15 protein-coding genes are annotated in these 17,645 nt (G+C 64.2%); 8 read left to right on the top strand and 7 right to left on the bottom strand.

From position 1 onward, the window contains the following. Positions 1–167: 167 nt before the first annotated feature. Entirely contained in the window at positions 168–773 is a 606-nt protein-coding gene (locus tag M2S36_RS21090) for a flavin reductase family protein (RefSeq protein WP_063913219.1), read from the top strand. Here the strand turns inward: M2S36_RS21090 and M2S36_RS21095 are convergent, their stop codons facing one another. Both M2S36_RS21095 and M2S36_RS21100 read right to left on the bottom strand, forming a co-directional pair. After that, a complete protein-coding gene (locus tag M2S36_RS21095) occupies positions 774–1,007 on the bottom strand; it encodes a hypothetical protein (RefSeq protein ID WP_233687037.1) in 234 nt (77 codons plus the stop codon). Positions 1,008–1,089: 82 nt separating this feature from the next. After that, the gene (locus M2S36_RS21100) at positions 1,090–1,383 is read right to left on the bottom strand and encodes a putative quinol monooxygenase (protein ID WP_063913220.1); all 294 of its coding nucleotides are present in this window, start codon (positions 1,381–1,383) and stop codon (positions 1,090–1,092) included. Positions 1,384–1,585: 202 nt separating this feature from the next. Between M2S36_RS21100 and M2S36_RS21105 the strand changes: the two genes are divergently transcribed. Beyond that, positions 1,586–2,506 carry an AraC family transcriptional regulator gene (locus M2S36_RS21105; protein WP_196178570.1) on the top strand — a complete coding sequence of 307 codons (921 nt, stop codon included), beginning with the start codon at positions 1,586–1,588 and terminating at the stop codon, positions 2,504–2,506. Positions 2,507–2,642: 136 nt separating this feature from the next. Here the strand turns inward: M2S36_RS21105 and M2S36_RS21110 are convergent, their stop codons facing one another. Then, complete coding sequence (locus M2S36_RS21110; protein ID WP_333957784.1) at positions 2,643–4,280, bottom strand: 5-guanidino-2-oxopentanoate decarboxylase; 1,638 nt, start codon at positions 4,278–4,280, stop codon at positions 2,643–2,645. 114 nt (positions 4,281–4,394) lie between these two features. Here M2S36_RS21110 and M2S36_RS21115 point away from each other — a divergent pair, with 114 nt between their 5' ends. After that, complete coding sequence (locus M2S36_RS21115; RefSeq protein ID WP_333957785.1) at positions 4,395–5,288, top strand: LysR substrate-binding domain-containing protein; 894 nt, start codon at positions 4,395–4,397, stop codon at positions 5,286–5,288. An 80-nt stretch (positions 5,289–5,368) separates the two neighbouring features. Here M2S36_RS21115 and M2S36_RS21120 read toward each other — a convergent pair whose 3' ends face one another. Together M2S36_RS21120 and M2S36_RS21125 are read right to left on the bottom strand one after the other, a co-directional pair. Next, positions 5,369–5,983 carry an NAD(P)-dependent oxidoreductase gene (locus M2S36_RS21120; protein WP_333957786.1) on the bottom strand — a complete coding sequence of 205 codons (615 nt, stop codon included), beginning with the start codon at positions 5,981–5,983 and terminating at the stop codon, positions 5,369–5,371. Between the two features lie 27 nt (positions 5,984–6,010). Next, a complete protein-coding gene (locus tag M2S36_RS21125) occupies positions 6,011–6,886 on the bottom strand; it encodes an MBL fold metallo-hydrolase (RefSeq protein ID WP_207836703.1) in 876 nt (291 codons plus the stop codon). 103 nt (positions 6,887–6,989) lie between these two features. Here M2S36_RS21125 and M2S36_RS21130 point away from each other — a divergent pair, with 103 nt between their 5' ends. Beyond that, positions 6,990–7,895: a LysR family transcriptional regulator gene (locus tag M2S36_RS21130; RefSeq protein ID WP_333957789.1), complete on the top strand. Its 906-nt coding sequence runs from the start codon at positions 6,990–6,992 to the stop codon at positions 7,893–7,895. 22 nt (positions 7,896–7,917) lie between these two features. Here the strand turns inward: M2S36_RS21130 and M2S36_RS21135 are convergent, their stop codons facing one another. After that, positions 7,918–8,787 (bottom strand): isocitrate lyase/PEP mutase family protein, encoded by an 870-nt coding sequence (locus tag M2S36_RS21135; protein WP_003259571.1) that lies wholly within the window; start codon positions 8,785–8,787, stop codon positions 7,918–7,920. A gap of 440 nt (positions 8,788–9,227) precedes the next feature. Here M2S36_RS21135 and M2S36_RS21140 point away from each other — a divergent pair, with 440 nt between their 5' ends. Then, positions 9,228–10,679 carry an MDR family MFS transporter gene (locus M2S36_RS21140; RefSeq protein ID WP_333957790.1) on the top strand — a complete coding sequence of 484 codons (1,452 nt, stop codon included), beginning with the start codon at positions 9,228–9,230 and terminating at the stop codon, positions 10,677–10,679. A gap of 224 nt (positions 10,680–10,903) precedes the next feature. Here the strand turns inward: M2S36_RS21140 and ttgR are convergent, their stop codons facing one another. Next, positions 10,904–11,536 carry an efflux transport transcriptional regulator TtgR gene (gene ttgR, locus M2S36_RS21145; protein ID WP_207836720.1) on the bottom strand — a complete coding sequence of 211 codons (633 nt, stop codon included), beginning with the start codon at positions 11,534–11,536 and terminating at the stop codon, positions 10,904–10,906. A 258-nt stretch (positions 11,537–11,794) separates the two neighbouring features. Here ttgR and ttgA point away from each other — a divergent pair, with 258 nt between their 5' ends. The 3 genes from ttgA to M2S36_RS21160 are packed head-to-tail and all read left to right on the top strand — an operon-like array spanning position 11,795 to position 17,559. Then, positions 11,795–12,949: a toluene efflux RND transporter periplasmic adaptor subunit TtgA gene (gene ttgA, locus M2S36_RS21150; RefSeq protein WP_063913228.1), complete on the top strand. Its 1,155-nt coding sequence runs from the start codon at positions 11,795–11,797 to the stop codon at positions 12,947–12,949. A 3-nt stretch (positions 12,950–12,952) separates the two neighbouring features. Continuing rightward, positions 12,953–16,105, top strand: coding sequence for a multidrug efflux RND transporter permease subunit TtgB (gene ttgB / locus M2S36_RS21155; protein ID WP_207836723.1), 3,153 nt, complete (start codon positions 12,953–12,955; stop codon positions 16,103–16,105). Continuing rightward, positions 16,102–17,559 (top strand): AdeC/AdeK/OprM family multidrug efflux complex outer membrane factor, encoded by a 1,458-nt coding sequence (locus M2S36_RS21160; RefSeq protein ID WP_063913230.1) that lies wholly within the window; start codon positions 16,102–16,104, stop codon positions 17,557–17,559. Before ttgB ends, M2S36_RS21160 begins: the two co-directional genes overlap by 4 nt. The last annotated feature ends 86 nt before the right edge of the window (positions 17,560–17,645 follow it).

Here is a 17,645-nt window from a genome sequence, read left to right on the forward strand (position 1 = left end):
CTTCGCCGAAGACGGCTTCGAGCGCACCAACGCCCACCGCATCAGCTGATCCCTGATGCGCGCCCCCAGCCCGGCTTCGGCCGGGCTTGATCATTTGCAGGCGGGCACAGGCTTGGCACACTAGGCACCTTGTCCACCAGGAGGTAGGGCCAGCAAGCCCAGCACAGATGTATTACTACGAACCCGCCAAAGGCCACGGCCTGCCCCACGACCCGTTCAACGCCATCGTCGGCCCCCGCCCTATCGGCTGGATCTCCTCACAGGACCGCGAAGGCCGCCTGAACCTGGCGCCCTACAGCTTCTTCAACGCCTTCAACTACATCCCGCCGATCATCGGTTTCTGTAGCGTCGGGCGCAAAGACAGCCTGAACAACATCGAGCAGACCGGCGAATTCGTCTGGAACCTGGCCACCCGCCCGTTGGCCGAGCAGATGAACCAGAGCTGCGCACCGGTTGCCGCCGAGATAAACGAATTCGAATTGAGCGGCCTCACTGCCACAGCGTCGAGCATTGTCAACGTGCCGCGTGTCGGCGAAACCCCGGTGGCCTTCGAGTGCAAGGTCAGCCAGATCGTCCAGCTCAAGCGGGCCGATCAGGAACCGGTGCCCAGCTGGCTGATCCTGGGTGAAGTGGTGGCGGTGCACATTGCCGAGCACCTGTTGAAGAACGGCATCTACGATACCGCTGCTGCCGAACCGATCCTGCGTGGCGGTGGCCCGGCAGACTATTTCGAGCTGGGCAACCTGTTCAAGATGGCCCGCCCGCCGGCCTGATCACCAGATCAGCTCACCGTCTTCGCTGACGCCCTGCAGGCGTTGCAGCTCGGCCGTGGCCGCTTCGTCGGCGGCCACGGCGCCCTTGAACACCTGGCCGTCGAGAATCTTGTGAAAGCGCGGCGCACCGCCCATGCCCAAGGCCTTGGTCGCGATGGCCGCGTTGTAGCCGCCGCCTTCCACCGGGACCATCGCCGAAACCGCTTCGAAATGCGGGAACTCCCTACGTGCCATGTTGCTGTCCGCTTCGTTGATCGAGGGCCGGCATTTTACCCTATTTGCCTGTACCGGCCCTATCGCCGGTACAGGCGACAGATCAATCAAAGGTATGCAGATCCAGGCTGCTGACCACCCGTGCCTGCACCAGCTCGCCAAACACCTCCAGCGTTGGCGAAGCAAAGTACCCACTCATCGCCTGCTGGTCACGCCAGCTTCCACTGAGCAACCATAGGTCGGCATCTGCCTGGGAACGCTGCACCGTGAAACTCAGGCAACCCGGTGCCCGCAGTGAGGGCTCGAGCAGGTCACGCAGGCGCGCGCCCAGCTCCGCCGAGCGCCCGCTGCTGGCACGGATGAAAGCAAGGTGGGTGACCGGTTGTGTCGGGGTCATTGCACAATCTCCTTGAAGCAGGCGGACGGAAAAGCCAGGTTGCCAAGGTTAGGGGCTCACCCGCGCGGCGCGTTAGGCCATTACTGCTCGGCGATTGCCTGATCCTGCGGCGCGGCAGGATCAGGCAATCGACGTGCAGCTTTTGACTAGCGCCCGCCATTGCCCAAACCTATGCTGCGTCGGTCAGCAGAGGAAAGCCATCATGACCACCGCCACGTCCATCGACCCGAGCCTGGAACTGCAACGCCAGGAGCTGGCCGAGCTGATCCGCCGCCACGCCGGCGAGCCTCACGGCCCGGCATCGGCCATCGATGACCTGTACCTGGTGCGCTACACCGAGAACGTGCGCTCGGTGCCGACCCTGGCGCAACCCGCGCTGTGCATCCTCGCCCAGGGCAGCAAGAGCCTGTTCCTCGGGGACGAACAGTACGCCTACGACCCGCTGCACTACATGGTGGTTTCGGTAACCTTGCCGTTGAGCGGCGTAAGGCTCGACGCCAGCCCCGAGCACCCCAGCCTTGGCCTGCGCATGGACCTGGACCCGGCCGAGATCAGCCAGCTGATCGCCGAAAGCGGGCCGATGCTGGTGCCCAACCGGCCTTCCGGCCGTGGCCTGTATGTGGAGAGAACCGATGCCGCGTTGCTCGACGCCCTGCTGCGGCTGATCCGCCTGCTGGATACCCCGCGCGACATCGCGATGCTGGCGCCACTGTTCCGCCGGGAGATTCTCTACCGCCTGCTGCGTGGGCCGCAGGGTTATCGGCTGTACGAAATCGCCTTGGCCAACAGCCAGACCCACCGGGTTTGCCAGGCCATTACCTGGCTCAACCAGAACTACCAGCTGCCTTTGCGCATCGAGGACCTGGCACGGGAGGTCAACCTCAGCACCTCGACCTTGCACCACCGGTTCAAGGCCGTGACGTCGATGAGCCCGTTGCAGTACCAGAAGCAACTGCGCCTGCAGGAGGCGCGGCGGTTGATGCTCAATGACGGGCTGGAGGCAGCGGTGGCGGCCTATCGGGTGGGGTATGAAAGCCCGTCACAGTTCAGCCGTGAATACAGCCGGCTGTATGGCGCGCCGCCGATTCGTGATGTGGCCAGGTTGCGGGCGACTGCTGGCTGAAGTTCAGCTTTCGCCTGCCCCGGCCCTTTCGCGGGTAAACCCGCTCCCACAGGTTTTGCACAGAAACTGAAAACTGTGCAGTACCTGTGGGAGCGGGTTCACCCGCGAAGAGGCCAGCTCAGGCAATAGCAATTCCTCAACCCAACACAGCCCCCTGCCACTGATTCTGGTCAACCTGGATCAGGGTCGGCCCCTTGCGCTCCACCGCGTGCCCCAACGCCGCCTGCAACTGCGCCACATCCGCCACCTGCTCCGCCGCAGCGCCCAAGGCCCGCGCCACACCAATGAAGTCCGGGGTATGGATATCCACCCCGACCGGCTCGATCGCCCGGTTGACCATGTATTTCTTGATCTCCTCATACCCCTGGTTGTTCCACAGCAGCACGATCAGCGGCACTTGCGCCTCCACCGCGCTGGCCAGCTCCGGCAAGGTGAACTGCAAACCGCCATCACCAATCAGGCACACCGCAGGCGCACGCTCGCCGACCTGTTCCGCGCTGCCCAGCCAGGCGCCCATGGCCGCCGGCAACGCATAACCCAGGGTGCCGTAGCCGGTCGAGGCATTGAACCAACGCCGTGGCTGCTCCATGTCCAGGGTCAGGTTGCCGGTGTACACCGGCTGGGTCGAATCGCCCACCAGAATGGCATTGGGCAGGCGCTCGATAATCGCCGTCAGCAAGCGCGTCTGGCTCAGGGTCGGCTGGTCCCAACCCGTCGCCAGTGCCTGGCGCAGATTGGCCACGCGCGCCACACCCCAGGTGCTTTCGCGCATCGGCTGCGGCAGGGCTTGCAAGGCACCGAGCAACGCTTCGGCGGCCAGTGCGGCATCAGCCACCAGCGAAAGCTCCGGCAGGTAATTGCGCACGGTCTGGTCCGGGTCGATATCGATGCGCAACAGGCTGCCCGGGATCTCGAAACCACCCTTGAAGGTCACGTCATAGTCGGTTTCGGCCAATTCGGTACCGATTGCCAGTACCACGTCGGCCTCGGCCACCAGCGCCCGCGTGGCCGGCAACGACTGCGTCGAACCGATCTGCAGCGGGTGGCTGGACGGCAGCAACCCCTTGGCATTGATGGTCAGCGCCACCGGGGCCTGAAGGTGTTCGGCCAGGCGCGCCAGCGCAGCGCCGGCAGCCAACGCGCCGCCCCCGGCCAGGATCAAGGGCCGCCGTGCATTGGCCAGGCGCTCGGCCATCTGCGCCACGCCCTGTGGCGCTGCCCCCGCCCGGCTGCCATGCACCGGACGCCCCGGCAGCAGGTGATCGGCCGGTTCGACCAGCACATCGAGCGGGATCTCGATGTGCACCGGCCGCGGGCGGGCGCCTTCGAACACGGCGAACGCCCGGGCCAGCACCTGTGGCAGGTCATCGGCACTCATCAAGGTGTGGGAAAACGCAGCAACACCCGACACCAGTGCCGCCTGGTTGGGCAGCTCATGCAGCTTGCCGCGGCCACCGCCCAGCTGGTCGCGGGACTGCACGCTGGAAATCACCAGCATCGGGATCGAGTCGGCATAGGCCTGGCCCATGGCGGTGGTGATGTTGGTCATGCCCGGGCCGGTGATGATGAAGCACACCCCGGGCTTGCCGCGGGTCCGCGCATAGCCGTCGGCCATGAACCCGGCACCCTGCTCGTGGCGCGGGGTGACATGACGGATGGACGAGCCGGCCAGGCCGCGGTAGAGCTCCACGGTATGTACACCAGGAATGCCGAAGACATGGTCCACGCCATAGCCTTCAAGGAGTTTTACCAGTACTTCGCCGCAGGTTGCCATCGGGTTTCACCATGAATCTTGGTTGGGTTATGCCCTTATTGGACCCAGCCACGGCTATCGCCACAATGCAAAAAAACACATACTAGCCATGTCCTGTAATCATGGCTTAGCGCAATGAAACGCCTCCCGCCCCTACCCGCCCTGCATACCTTTCTGGTCACCGCCCAGCACTGCAACTTCACCCGTGCCGGGCAGCAGTTGCATATCACCCAGGGCGCCGTCAGCCGGCAGATCGCAGCGCTCGAGGAGCACCTGGGTTATGCCTTGTTCCAGCGCCAGGCCCGCGGGCTGAGCCTGACCCGTGAAGGCCAGGACTGGCTGCCACGAGTGCAGCAGGTGTTCGCGCTGATCGAACAAGGGGTGCGTGAGGTAGGTGGGCGCAGCACTACCTTGCAGCTCAAGGCTCCGACCTGCGTGATGCGCTGGCTGCTGCCGCGCCTGATGGAATGGCAGGCGTTACGCCCGGATGTACCGGTGGAGCTGACCACCACGGTGCAGCATGGGGTGGATTTCCGCCGCGAGGGTTTCGATGCGGCGGTGGTCTACGGCGAGGCGCCGAACCACGGGCTGCGCGTGCGCAAGCTGTTCGATGAGCAGCTGACGCCGGTGTGCGCGCCGTCATTGCGCCAGGGGCCGGTACCGTTGCAGCAGGTCGAGGACCTGGCGCGACACATGCTGCTGCACCCGTCGCGGGATGAGCATGACTGGCGGTTGTGGCTGCAGGCAGCGGGGGTGACGCTAGGCATTCAAGGGCCGAAGCAGCATTTCGAGACGCTGGACATGGCGATGGCCATGGCCTCGCAGGGGACCGGCGTGGCCATCGGCGACTGGTCGCTGATCGGCGATGACTTGCGCGGGGGACGGCTGTGCATGCCGTTTGCGCTCAAGGTGATGACCGGCAAGGGGTATTACCTGGTGAGCCAGGCCAAGAGCTTGCCGGCGGGGCTTGTGGAGTTGCTGGACTGGCTGGAGGACCGGGCCAGCCTGCAAGGGCCCCTTCGCGGGTAAACCCGCTCCCACAAGTAATACACCGGCATCGAGATCAGTGCAGTACCTGTGGGAGCGGGTTTACCCGCGAAGGGGGCGACTCAATAGCCGACGGTAAAACGCTGCCGCGAATGTTGCGGCTTTTCCAGCTCGTCGAGCATGGCAATCGCGTAATCGGCAAAGGTGATCCAGCTCTTGCCATCCGCGCCGATCAGCAGATGATCCTTGCCCAGCGTGTAGTGCCCGCTGCGCTCACCTTCAACGAACTCCGCCGACGGCGACAGGAAGGTCCAGTCCAGGTTCGGTTCCCGTTGCAACACCTCCAGAAAACGCACCCCGGCAGTGGCCTCGGCCTTGTATGCCTCGGGGAAGTCCGGGCTGTCGATCACTCGATGCCCCGATGGCAGCAACAGGCTGCCGGCACCACCCACCACCAGCAGGCGCCTGACCCCGGCCCGCTTGACCGGCTCAATGATGGCGTGCGGTTCGATGGTCGAGAAATGCGCCGCACTCAGCACCGCATCCATACCCGCGACCGCCGCTTGCAGGGCCGCGCTGTCCCTGGCATCCAGCGCCTTGACGGTCACCCCGTCCCGCCCCTGCAGCCGCGACGGGTCGCGGGCGATGGCCAGCACACTGTGGCCACGGCGCAGGGCCTCTTCCAGCAACTGGCTGCCAGCGCGGCCAGTGGCACCGATGATTGCGATCTTGCTCATGGGATACTCTCCATCAGTTGAACGGAATTACCACTTCATCTCGCCCTTGGCGACCTTGGCCCCCAGCTCCAGCGAGCTTTCATCGGCCAGGCCCGGGTAACGTCGCTTCATCGCCGCGATCAACGCACCGGCGTCCTTCGCCTTGGCGGTCTCGGCATCGAAATCACGAATATAGTTCGCCGTGAAATGCACGGACTCCAGCGATCGGCTGCTGTCCCCCAGGTAGTGCCCGGGGATGACCGTGCGCGGCGCCAGCGCTTCGATGTGCGCCAGGGTGCCGAGCCAGTCGGCGTGGGATTTGGCCGTTTGAGTGTCGGCCATCCACACATGAATGTTCTCCGACACCACCACGCCACCGACCACCGCCTTGATCGACGGGATCCACACAAAACTGCGGTCAGGTTGCGGGCCGTCCAGGCCGACCACCTCGAGGGCCTGCCCTTCCAGCGTCAGGCGGTTGCCTTCGAGCACCTGTGGCAGCACCAGCCGCGCTGGCTTGTCCGTGCCCATCTGCGGGCCCCAGTAAGCCAGCTTGGCATCCATGGTCTGGCGGATATGGGCAACCGTGGCGGCCGAAGCCAGCACCTTGGCGTCGGGGAAGGCCTGGGTCAGGGTATCCAGGCCGAAGTAGTAGTCCGGGTCGCCATGGCTGATGTAGATGCTGGTCAGCTGCTTGCCACCTGCCCGCAGGCGCTGCACCAGCTGCTCGGCCTGGGCCTTGCCGAACTGGGCATCGACGAGGATGGCGTCGTGCTCGCCACTGACGATCACCGAACTGACCGGGAAAATCGCCTCGTGCCCGGGGTTGTACACCTCCAGCCGCAAGGGTTCGGCAGCCAGCACCGGGCCGGCCAGAGTCACGCAGGCCAGCAGCAGACCACGCAAGGGAGTGAAAAGAGACATCGCAAACACCCGTCAGATGAACAATGCCCACCAGCTTAGTTGCCCAATCCATGACAAAAAATGCGATGCTCGAACATAGTTTGTTTCTGAAATCGGGCAAATCATGGACCGTCTCAACGCCATGCGCGTTTTCGTCACCGTCGTCGACCTGGGCAGCCAGTCGGCGGCGGCGGATCATCTGCAACTGTCCCGACCGGTGGTGTCGCGCTACCTGGCAGAGCTGGAAGACTGGGTTGGCGCAAGGCTGATGCAGCGCACCACGCGCAAGCTCAGCCTCACCGCAGCCGGCCAGGAAACCCTGCCCCGCTGCCGGCAACTGCTGGAACTGGCCGGCGACCTGCAGGCCGCGGTGCAGCAGCCGGATGACGCGCCCAAGGGCGCGCTGCGCATCAGTGTCAGCACCTCGTTCGGCCAGGCACAGCTGGTGGATGCAGTGGCCGCCTACGTCCGGCGCTACCCCGGGGTGAAGGTGGAACTGCAGATGCTCGATCGCACAGTCAACCTGGTGGACGAGCGCATCGACCTGGCCATCCGCACCAGCAATGACCTGGACCCCAACCTGATCGCCCGGCGTCTGAGCGTGTGCCGCTCGGTGGTATGTGCGGCACCGGCCTACCTGCGCGAGCACGGCACGCCGCAACGGGTCGAGGAACTGAGCCGGCACAACTGCCTGACCCATGCCTACTTCGGCCACAGCCTGTGGCATTTCGAGGTGGCCGGCCAGCTGGTCGCTGTGCCGGTGGCGGGGAACATCAGTGCCAACGAGGCGATGACACTGCAGAAGGCGGCGCTGGCCGGCGCTGGTATCGCCATGCTGCCGACCTACCAGGCTGCGCAGGCCCTGCGCCGGGGCGAGCTGGTGCGCCTGCTGCCCGAGGCCAGGCCGCGCGAGCTGAACCTGAATGCGGTGTACACCTCACGCAAGCACATGCCGGCGACCTTGCGCAGCATGCTGGATTTTCTCGTGCAGCGGTTCCAGGACGAACCCGAGTGGGATCGGGACCTGTGACGCTCCTACAGGGAGCGCGCTGTCACTCCTCGACGCTCATGTATTCCTTGGCCCAGCGGATGTAGTCCTCGGGCTGGGTGTAGGTGTGCGAGAGCTCGGTGGCGCTGAGGTTTTCCGACTTGTTCTGCTGGCCGCGCTGCAGCCGCAGGCAGTCGTAGGTGGCCTTGATCGCGGCAAAGTAGGCTGCGTGACCATCGACCACGATGCGCACGCCCAGGCGCGCCAGGCGCTCGTCGTCACGCAGGTTCGGGTTGCCGTAGGTCACCAGCATCAGCGGCACCGTCAGGTGCTCGGCAATCTGCTCAAGCTGCTCGAAGTCCTTCACCCCCACCATGCAGATACCGTCGGCTCCGGCCTTCTGGTAACTCTGGGTACGCACGATGATTTCTTCGGTGGTGAGCACGCCAGCGTTGGTCCTGGCAATGATCGACAGTGACGAATCGACCCGCGCCTCCAGCGCCGCACGGATCTTGCCGACGCCCTCTTCAACCGGGATCAGGTCGGTGGACTTGCGCCCGAACTGGGCCGGCAGCAGGGTGTCCTCGATGGTCAGCGCAGCCACGCCGGCGCGCTCCAGTTCGATGACCGTGCGCATGACGTTCAGCGCGTTGCCATAGCCGTGGTCGGCATCAGCCAGCACCGGCAGTTGCGCCACGCGACCAATACGGGTGGCCTGCTCGACGAACTCGCTGAGGGTAATCAGGGCGAAATCCGGTGCGGCCAGTACCTGCAACGAAGCGACGGAACCACCGAGGATGCCGACCTCGAAGCCCAGGTCTGCGGCAATGCGTGCCGACATCGGGTCGAACACCGATGCGGTGTGATAACAGGAACCTGAAGCGAGCAGCTCGCGGAAGGCAAAACGCAGATCTTGATGGGAAGCCTTGGGCATGATCACTCCGCAAAATAAGTTGAAATTCGAACGGTAACTACCGACCCCTGTAATCGGGTCTACCTGGGCTGTTCCAACCGTCGCCATCTGGGCGGTCATGCTCGACATGCAGGCAGAGGAATAAAAGGTGTGGGAGACAGCGGCGCGAAAACCCTGCGGCATAATGCTGCACCAAGCTGGTGCAGGCCCCGGTTTTCAGCCTCTGTGGCATACCAACGATATCACGCAGCCATGCCGCACTGGATGAATGCGCCAATGCCGATCTTGCATAGGGGATGCAGATAGTACATAGGAAGCTACCTAACTCAGGTTACAATCCAAGGGCCCTTTCGCGGGTAAACCCGCTCCCACAGGTACGGCGTTGCCCTCAGGAACAGCGACATACCTGTGGGAGCGGGTTCACCCGCGAAGAGGCCGCCAAAGACAAACAAGGTATCCCCGTGACCGCCGCCCTGCCCCCCACCACTCTGCGCAACGTGCTCACCGCCCTGATGCTGGCCATCTTCCTCGGCGCCCTGGACCAGACCATCGTCGCCGTCTCGCTGCCGGCGATCTCGGCGCAGTTCAACGATGTCGGCCTGCTGGCCTGGGTCATCTCCGGCTACATGGTGGCGATGACCGTGGCCGTGCCGATCTACGGCAAGTTGGGTGATCTGTATGGGCGGCGCCGGATGATCCTCACCGGCATCAGCCTGTTCACCCTGGCCTCGATCGCCTGCGCCCTGGCCCAGGACATGCAGCAACTGGTGCTGGCCCGGGTACTGCAGGGCATTGGCGCAGGCGGCATGGTCTCGGTGAGCCAGGCGATCATCGGCGACTTCGTGCCCCCGCGAGAACGCGGCCGCTACCAGGGCTACTTCAGCAGCATGTACGCGGTGGCCAGCGTCGCCGGGCCGGTGCTGGGCGGCTGGCTGACCGAATACCTGTCCTGGCGCGGGGTGTTCTGGATCAACCTGCCGCTGGGGCTGGTTGCACTGTGGGCGATCCGCCGCGCCCTCTGCGGCATGCCGGCACAGCGCCGCAAGGCGCAGGTGGACTACCTCGGCGCCGTGCTGCTGATCCTTGGCCTGGGTAGCCTGTTGCTGGGCATTACCCTGGTTGGCCAGGGCCACGCCTGGGCCGACCCACCCGTGCTGGCCCTGTTCGCCTGCGCCGCGCTGGGCCTGGTGCTGTTCATCGCCCATGAACGCCGCTGCCCGGAGCCACTGCTGCCGCTCGGCCTGTTCGGCAACCGCGTGGCGGTGCTGTGCTGGGGCGTGATCTTCTTCGCCAGCTTCCAGTCGATCTCTCTGACCATGCTCATGCCGTTGCGCTACCAGGGCATCACCGGCGCCGGTGCCGACAGCGCGGCCCTGCACCTTCTGCCGCTAGTGATGGGGCTGCCCATGGGTGCCTTCACCGGCGGGCGCATGACCAGCCTGACCGGGCGCTACAAGCCGCAGATCCTGGCCGGCGCGCTGCTGATGCCGCTGGCCATTTTCGCCATGGCACTGACCCCGCCACAGTCGGCCTTGCCCAGTGCGCTGTTCATGTTGCTGACCGGCATCGCCTGCGGGCTGCAGTTCCCGACCTCGCTGGTAGGTACGCAAAGCGCGGTGGACAGCAAGGACATCGGCGTGGCCACCAGCACCACCAACCTGTTCCGCTCGCTGGGCGGGGCCATGGGGGTGGCGTGCATGTCCAGCCTGCTGCTGGCGCTGCTGCACCAGGGCGGGTTCGAGTCGCTGGGTAATCCGTTGCTGGGGAGCCTGAAGGCCGGCGAAGTGGACCTGGTGACACAGGGGCGGTTGCTGGAGACGTTCCGGCAGTTGTTGATGGGGAGTGCCGGGGTAGCTGTGCTGGGACTGTTTGCAGCGTTTGCATTGCCCGACCGGCAACTGCGCGGACGCTGAAGGCGGCCGTACTCTTGTGGGGCTGCTGCCTTGCTGCAAACCTGCATCTTGTGCGATCCCTGTGGGAGCGGGTTNNGGCACCGGCTTCGCCGGTGTTCGCGGGTAAACCCGCTCCCACAGAGATCTCGGCGCGTCGGCAGAACCTGCACGGCTGAGCAATCCGAAAGCATTAATCGCCCCTTAACACAAAGGGGTAACACTCCCTCACAATCCTTCACAAAGAGTCATTTGCGCAGAGCCGGGCTCAAGCGCAGCATATCCAGCCCGGTGTCGACCCATTTTTCGACATCCTTCAACAGATCGACACTGTCAGGCAGCAACAGCCAGCGCCCGATCAGGCCATCGACATAGGCGAACATGGCCACCGCTGCGCGCTCGACATCCAGCTCGCCTGGCAACTGGCCCCGGCGCGCGGCATTGGCCAACGCCAGGGTGATGCCCTTGTGGCAATCCAGCACCGCCCCCTGGCGCTGCTGGCGAATTTCACACATGTCATCGGTGAACTCGCACTTGTGATGCAGGATTTCATTGATACGCCGGGTTCGGGCATCGAGCACCAACTCGTTGAACACTTGCAGCAACAACTTGCGCATGCAGCCAAGCGGGTCCACTTCGTCCTCGCTTTCGCTCGCCCGCGCCAGGTGGTCATGGGTTTCATGCAGGCTGTCGAGCAGCGCCTGCACCAACTCGGCCTTGTTGTTGAAGTGCCAGTAGATAGCCCCCCGCGTCACACCCGCCAGTTCGGCGATGTCGGCCAGGGTGGTTCGCGCAACCCCGCGCTTGTAGAAGGCCTTTTCCGCCGCCTCGATGATCTGGGCGCGGGTTTCCTGGGCTTCTTCTTTGGTTCGACGGACCATGGCAGTACAAACCTCATCTGCCCCGAACGCGCAGCGCGTGCGGGGAACACTCCGGGGGCACCTCTGCAGGGTGCCTCGCGGATGAGCTAATCAAGGACTGTGGCAGTACCCGAGTACAACCCAGCGGTATTTACAAACAACCATGAATGTAAGTATATTCCTTAGCAAGCTATTTATCCACCGGATAGCAATTTTTCCAGATCAAGACTCTTCCACTACTCTTGAGCGTCTCCCAGCTCCAGCGACCCGAGGATCCTCATGCAATTCAAGCCAGCCGTTACCGCTCTGGTTTCCGCCGTCGCCCTGGCCACCCTGCTCAGTGGCTGTAAGAAAGAAGAAGCAGCGCCAGCGGCGCAGGCTCCTCAGGTCGGCGTCGTGACCATCCAGCCCCAAGCCTTCACCCTGACCTCGGAATTGCCGGGGCGTACCAGTGCCTACCGCGTCGCCGAAGTGCGCCCGCAGGTCAACGGCATCATCCTCAAGCGCCTGTTCAAGGAAGGCAGTGAGGTCAAGGAAGGCCAGCAGCTGTACCAGATCGACCCTGCCGTGTACGAAGCCAACCTGGCCAATGCCCAGGCCAACCTGCAGGCCACCCGCTCGCTGGCCGAGCGCTACAAGCAGCTGATCGACGAACAGGCTGTCTCCAAGCAGGAATACGACGACGCCAATGCCAAACGATTGCAGGCCGAGGCTTCGCTCAAGAGCGCGCAGATCGACCTGCGCTACACCAAGGTCCTGGCACCGATCAGCGGCCGTATCGGCCGTTCCTCGTTCACCGAAGGTGCACTGGTGAGCAATGGCCAGGCCAACGCCATGGCCACCATCCAGCAACTCGACCCGATCTACGTCGACGTCACCCAGTCCACCGCCGAGCTGCTCAAGCTGCGCCGTGACCTGGAAAGCGGCCAGCTGCAGAAGGCCGGCGACAACGCCGCCTCGGTGCAGCTGGTGCTGGAAGACGGCAGCCTGTTCAAGCAGGAAGGCCGCCTGGAGTTCTCCGAAGTCGCGGTCGACGAGACCACGGGCTCGGTCACCCTGCGCGCCCTGTTCCCCAACCCCGATCACACCCTGCTGCCAGGCATGTTCGTGCATGCACGGCTCAAGGCCGGGGTCAACGCCAACGCCATCCTGGCCCCGCAACAGGGCGTGACCCGCGACCTGAAAGGCGCGCCGACCGCGCTGGTGGTCAACCAGGAGAACAAGGTCGAACTGCGCCAGCTCAAGGCCAACCGTACCCTGGGCAGCGACTGGCTGATCGAGGAAGGCCTGAACCCGGGCGACCGCCTGATCACCGAAGGGCTGCAGTACGTGCGCCCGGGCGTCGAGGTCAAGGTCAGCGAAGCCACCAACGTCAAGAAGCCGGCCAGCCCTGTTCAGGCCAATGCGGCGAAAGCAGACGCCAAAGCGGAGTAAACCATGTCGAAGTTCTTTATCGATCGCCCGATCTTCGCCTGGGTGATCGCCCTGGTGATCATGCTGGTCGGCGCCTTGTCGATCCTGAAGCTGCCGATCAACCAGTACCCGAGCATCGCGCCGCCGGCCATCGCCATCGCCGTGACCTACCCGGGCGCCTCGGCGCAAACCGTGCAGGACACCGTGGTACAGGTAATCGAGCAGCAGCTCAACGGTATCGACAACCTGCGTTATGTGTCGTCGGAAAGTAACTCCGACGGCAGCATGACCATTACCGCCACCTTCGAGCAGGGCACCAACCCCGACACCGCGCAGGTGCAGGTGCAGAACAAGCTGAACCTGGCCACCCCGCTGCTGCCGCAGGAAGTGCAGCAACAAGGTATCCGCGTCACCAAGGCAGTGAAGAACTTCCTGCTGGTGATCGGCCTGGTGTCCGAAGACGGCAGCATGACCAAGGACGACCTGGCCAACTACATCGTCTCCAACATGCAGGACCCGATCTCGCGGACTGCCGGTGTGGGTGACTTCCAGGTGTTCGGTGCACAGTACGCCATGCGTATCTGGCTCGATCCGGCCAAGCTGAACAAGTTCCAGCTGACCCCGGTCGACGTCAAGACCGCCGTGGCCGCGCAGAACGTGCAGGTGTCCTCTGGCCAGCTCGGCGGCCTGCCGGCCATGCCGGGTACCCAGCTGAACGCCACCATCATCGGCAAGACCCGCCTGCAGACTGCCGAGCAGTTCGAGAAGATCCTGCTCAAGGTCAACAGCGACGGTTCGCAGGTGCGTCTGGGTGATGTCGCCCAGGTTGGCCTGGGTGGTGAAAACTACGCCGTCAGCGCACAGTTCAACGGCAAGCCGGCTTCCGGCCTGGCTGTAAAACTGGCCACCGGCGCCAACGCCCTGGACACCGCCAAGGCCCTGCGCCAGACCATCGCCGACCTGGAACCGTTCTTCCCGCCCGGGGTGAAAGCGGTATTCCCGTATGACACCACTCCGGTGGTCACCGAATCGATCAGCGGCGTGATCCACACCCTGATCGAAGCCGTGGTCCTGGTGTTCCTGGTGATGTACCTGTTCCTGCAGAACTTCCGCGCCACCATCATCACCACCATGACCGTACCGGTGGTGTTGCTGGGTACCTTCGGCATCCTTGCCGCTGCCGGCTTCAGCATCAACACCCTGACCATGTTCGCCATGGTCCTGGCCATCGGCTTGCTGGTGGACGACGCCATCGTCGTGGTGGAGAACGTCGAGCGGGTGATGTCCGAGGAAGGCTTGCCGCCCAAGGAAGCGACCAAGCGCTCGATGGAGCAGATCCAGGGTGCCCTGGTGGGTATCGCCCTGGTGCTGTCGGCGGTACTGCTGCCCATGGCGTTCTTCGGCGGCTCCACAGGTGTGATCTACCGGCAGTTCTCCATCACCATCGTCTCGGCCATGGGCCTGTCGGTACTGGTGGCGCTGATCTTCACCCCGGCCCTGTGCGCCACCATGCTCAAGCCGCTGAAGAAGGGCGAGCACCATGTGGCCAAGCGCGGCTTCTTTGGCTGGTTCAACCGCAACTTCGACCGCAGCGTTACCGGCTATGAGCGCAGCGTGGGCACCATCCTGCGCAACAAGGCTCCGTTCCTGCTGGCCTACGCGCTGATCGTGGTCGGCATGATCTGGCTGTTCGCCCGCATCCCTACGGCGTTCCTGCCGGAAGAAGACCAGGGCGTACTGTTCGCCCAGGTACAGACCCCGGCCGGCTCCAGTGCCGAGCGCACCCAGGTGGTGGTCGACCAGATGCGTGAGTACCTGCTCAGCGAAGAGGCCGACACCGTGGCTTCGGTGTTCACCGTCAACGGCTTCAACTTTGCCGGCCGCGGCCAGAGCTCGGGTATGGCATTCATCATGCTCAAGCCGTGGGATGAGCGCTCCAAGGAAAACAGTGTGTTCGCCCTTGCCCAGCGCGCCCAGCAGCACTTCTTCACCTTCCGCGATGCAATGGTGTTCGCCTTTGCCCCGCCTGCGGTGCTGGAACTGGGTAACGCCACCGGCTTCGACGTGTTCCTGCAGGACCGCGGTGGTGTCGGCCATACCAAGCTGATGGAGGCACGCAACCAGTTCCTGGCCAAGGCCGCGCAGAGCAAGATCCTGAGCGCCGTGCGCCCGAACGGTCTGAACGATGAGCCGCAGTACCAGCTGACCATCGATGACGAACGTGCCAGCGCCCTGGGCGTGACCATCGCCGACATCAACAACACCCTGTCGATTGCCCTGGGTGCCAGCTACGTCAACGACTTCATCGACCGTGGCCGGGTCAAGAAGGTGTACATCCAGGGCGAACCGAACGCGCGGATGAGCCCGGAAGACCTGCAGAAGTGGTACGTGCGCAATGGCGCCGGCGAAATGGTGCCGTTCTCCTCCTTCGCCAAGGGCGAATGGACCTACGGCTCGCCGAAGCTGTCGCGTTACAACGGCGTCGAGGCAATGGAAATCCTCGGTGCACCGGCCCCGGGCTACAGTACCGGTGAAGCCATGGCCGAAGTCGAGCGCATTGCTGGCGAACTGCCAAGCGGCATCGGCTTCTCCTGGACCGGCATGTCCTACGAGGAAAAACTCTCCGGCTCGCAGATGCCGGCGCTGTTCGCCCTCTCGGTACTGTTCGTGTTCCTGTGCCTGGCAGCCCTGTACGAAAGCTGGTCGATCCCGATCGCCGTGGTGCTGGTAGTACCGCTGGGTATCATCGGTGCCCTGATCGCCACCAGCCTGCGCGGGTTGTCCAACGACGTGTACTTCCTGGTCGGCCTGTTGACCACCATCGGCCTGGCGGCGAAAAACGCCATTCTGATCGTCGAGTTCGCCAAGGAACTGCACGAGCAGGGCCGCAGCCTGTACGACGCGGCGATCGAGGCGTGCCGCATGCGTCTGCGCCCGATCATCATGACCTCGCTGGCGTTCATCCTCGGCGTGGTACCGTTGACCATCGCCAGTGGCGCCGGCGCCGGCAGCCAGCACGCCATCGGCACTGGCGTGATCGGCGGCATGATCAGTGCGACCGTGCTGGCTATCTTCTGGGTACCGCTGTTCTTCGTCGCAGTGTCGTCGCTGTTCGGCAGCAAAGAGCCGGAAAAGGACGCCACCCCTGAAACTCCACGTTATGAGGCTGGGCAATGACCAAGTCTTTGTTGTCCCTGGCGGTAACCGCTTTCATTCTTGGCGGCTGCTCGCTGATCCCCGACTACCAGACCCCGGAATCGCCGGTGGCTGAGCAGTGGCCGCAAGGCCCTGCGTACTCGCCGACGCAATCGGCGGAGGTTGCCGCCGCCGAACAGGGCTGGCGACAGTTCTTCCATGACCCGGCACTGCAGCAGCTGATCCAGACCGCGCTGGTCAACAACCGCGACCTGCGCGTCGCCGCGTTGAACATCGACGCCTACCGTGCGCAGTACCGTATCCAGCGTGCCGACCTGTTCCCGGCGGTTTCGGCCACCGGCAGTGGCAGCCGCCAACGCGTACCGGCAAACATGTCGCAGACGGGCGAAGCAGGTATCACCAGCCAGTACTCGGCCACCCTGGGCGTCAGCGCCTATGAGCTGGACCTGTTCGGCCGTGTACGCAGCCTGACCGAGCAGGCCCTGGAAACCTACCTGTCCAGCGAGCAGGCGCGTCGCTCCACGCAGATCAGCCTGGTAGCCAGCGTGGCCAATGCCTACTACACCTGGCAGGCCGACCAGGCGCTGTTCAAGCTGACCGAAGAAACGCTGAAGACCTACGAGGAAAGCTACAACCTCACCCGTCGCAGCAACGAAGTCGGCGTAGCCTCGGCACTCGACGTCAGCCAGGCGCGTACCGCAGTGGAAGGCGCCCGGGTCAAGTACTCGCAGTACCAGCGCCTGGTCGCCCAGGACGTCAACAGCCTGACCGTGCTGCTGGGCACCGGCATTCCCGCCGACCTGGCCAAGCCACTGGAGCTCAATGCCGACCAGCTGGCCGAAGTACCGGCCGGCCTGCCGTCGGACATCCTCCAGCGTCGTCCGGACATCCAGGAAGCCGAGCACCTGCTCAAGGCCGCCAATGCCAACATTGGCGCGGCCCGCGCAGCGTTCTTCCCGAGCATCAGCCTGACCGCCAATGCCGGCAGCCTGAGCCCCGACATGGGCCACCTGTTCTCGGGCGGCCAGGGTACCTGGCTGTTCCAGCCGCAGATCAATCTGCCGATCTTCAACGCCGGCAGCCTGAAGGCCAGCCTGGACTACTCGAAGATCCAGAAGGACATCAACGTCGCCAAGTACGAAAAGACCATCCAGACCGCCTTCCAGGAAGTCTCCGATGGCCTGGCGGCGCGCAAGACCTTCGAAGAGCAGTTGCAGGCGCAACGCGACCTGGTGCAGGCGAACCAGGATTACTACCGCCTGGCCGAACGCCGCTATCGCATCGGTATCGACAGCAACCTGACCTTCCTCGACGCCCAACGCAACCTGTTCAGCGCCCAGCAGGCGCTGATCGGCGACCGCCTGTCGCAGCTGACCAGCGAGGTCAACCTGTACAAGGCGCTTGGCGGTGGCTGGTACGAGCAGACCGGGCAGGGCAACAACCAGCAGGCAGCGGTGGAAGCACCGAAGAGCTGATCAGCCCTGTTACAGCAAAGAGCCCACCTTTAACGGTGGGCTTTTTGTTTGTCGGTTGCCTGTACAGGCCTCTTCGCGGGTAAACC

Source organism: Pseudomonas sp. SF2 (genome assembly GCF_036858055.1).
In the GTDB taxonomy this organism is placed as follows: domain Bacteria; phylum Pseudomonadota; class Gammaproteobacteria; order Pseudomonadales; family Pseudomonadaceae; genus Aquipseudomonas.

Excerpts from the sequence above, each read along its gene's own strand:
- M2S36_RS21105 (WP_196178570.1), top strand. The coding sequence starts at position 1,586 with ATGACCACCGCCACGTCCATCGACCCGAGCCTGGAACTGCAACGCCAG.
- M2S36_RS21095 (WP_233687037.1), bottom strand. The coding sequence starts at position 1,007 with ATGGCACGTAGGGAGTTCCCGCATTTCGAAGCGGTTTCGGCGATGGTC.
- ttgB (WP_207836723.1), top strand. The coding sequence starts at position 12,953 with ATGTCGAAGTTCTTTATCGATCGCCCGATCTTCGCCTGGGTGATCGCC.
- ttgA (WP_063913228.1), top strand. The coding sequence starts at position 11,795 with ATGCAATTCAAGCCAGCCGTTACCGCTCTGGTTTCCGCCGTCGCCCTG.
- M2S36_RS21100 (WP_063913220.1), bottom strand. The coding sequence starts at position 1,383 with ATGACCCCGACACAACCGGTCACCCACCTTGCTTTCATCCGTGCCAGC.
- M2S36_RS21110 (WP_333957784.1), bottom strand. The coding sequence starts at position 4,280 with ATGGCAACCTGCGGCGAAGTACTGGTAAAACTCCTTGAAGGCTATGGC.
- M2S36_RS21135 (WP_003259571.1), bottom strand. The coding sequence starts at position 8,787 with ATGCCCAAGGCTTCCCATCAAGATCTGCGTTTTGCCTTCCGCGAGCTG.
- ttgR (WP_207836720.1), bottom strand. The coding sequence starts at position 11,536 with ATGGTCCGTCGAACCAAAGAAGAAGCCCAGGAAACCCGCGCCCAGATC.
- M2S36_RS21090 (WP_063913219.1), top strand. The coding sequence starts at position 168 with ATGTATTACTACGAACCCGCCAAAGGCCACGGCCTGCCCCACGACCCG.
- M2S36_RS21125 (WP_207836703.1), bottom strand. The coding sequence starts at position 6,886 with ATGTCTCTTTTCACTCCCTTGCGTGGTCTGCTGCTGGCCTGCGTGACT.
- M2S36_RS21130 (WP_333957789.1), top strand. The coding sequence starts at position 6,990 with ATGGACCGTCTCAACGCCATGCGCGTTTTCGTCACCGTCGTCGACCTG.
- M2S36_RS21120 (WP_333957786.1), bottom strand. The coding sequence starts at position 5,983 with ATGAGCAAGATCGCAATCATCGGTGCCACTGGCCGCGCTGGCAGCCAG.
- M2S36_RS21160 (WP_063913230.1), top strand. The coding sequence starts at position 16,102 with ATGACCAAGTCTTTGTTGTCCCTGGCGGTAACCGCTTTCATTCTTGGC.
- M2S36_RS21115 (WP_333957785.1), top strand. The coding sequence starts at position 4,395 with ATGAAACGCCTCCCGCCCCTACCCGCCCTGCATACCTTTCTGGTCACC.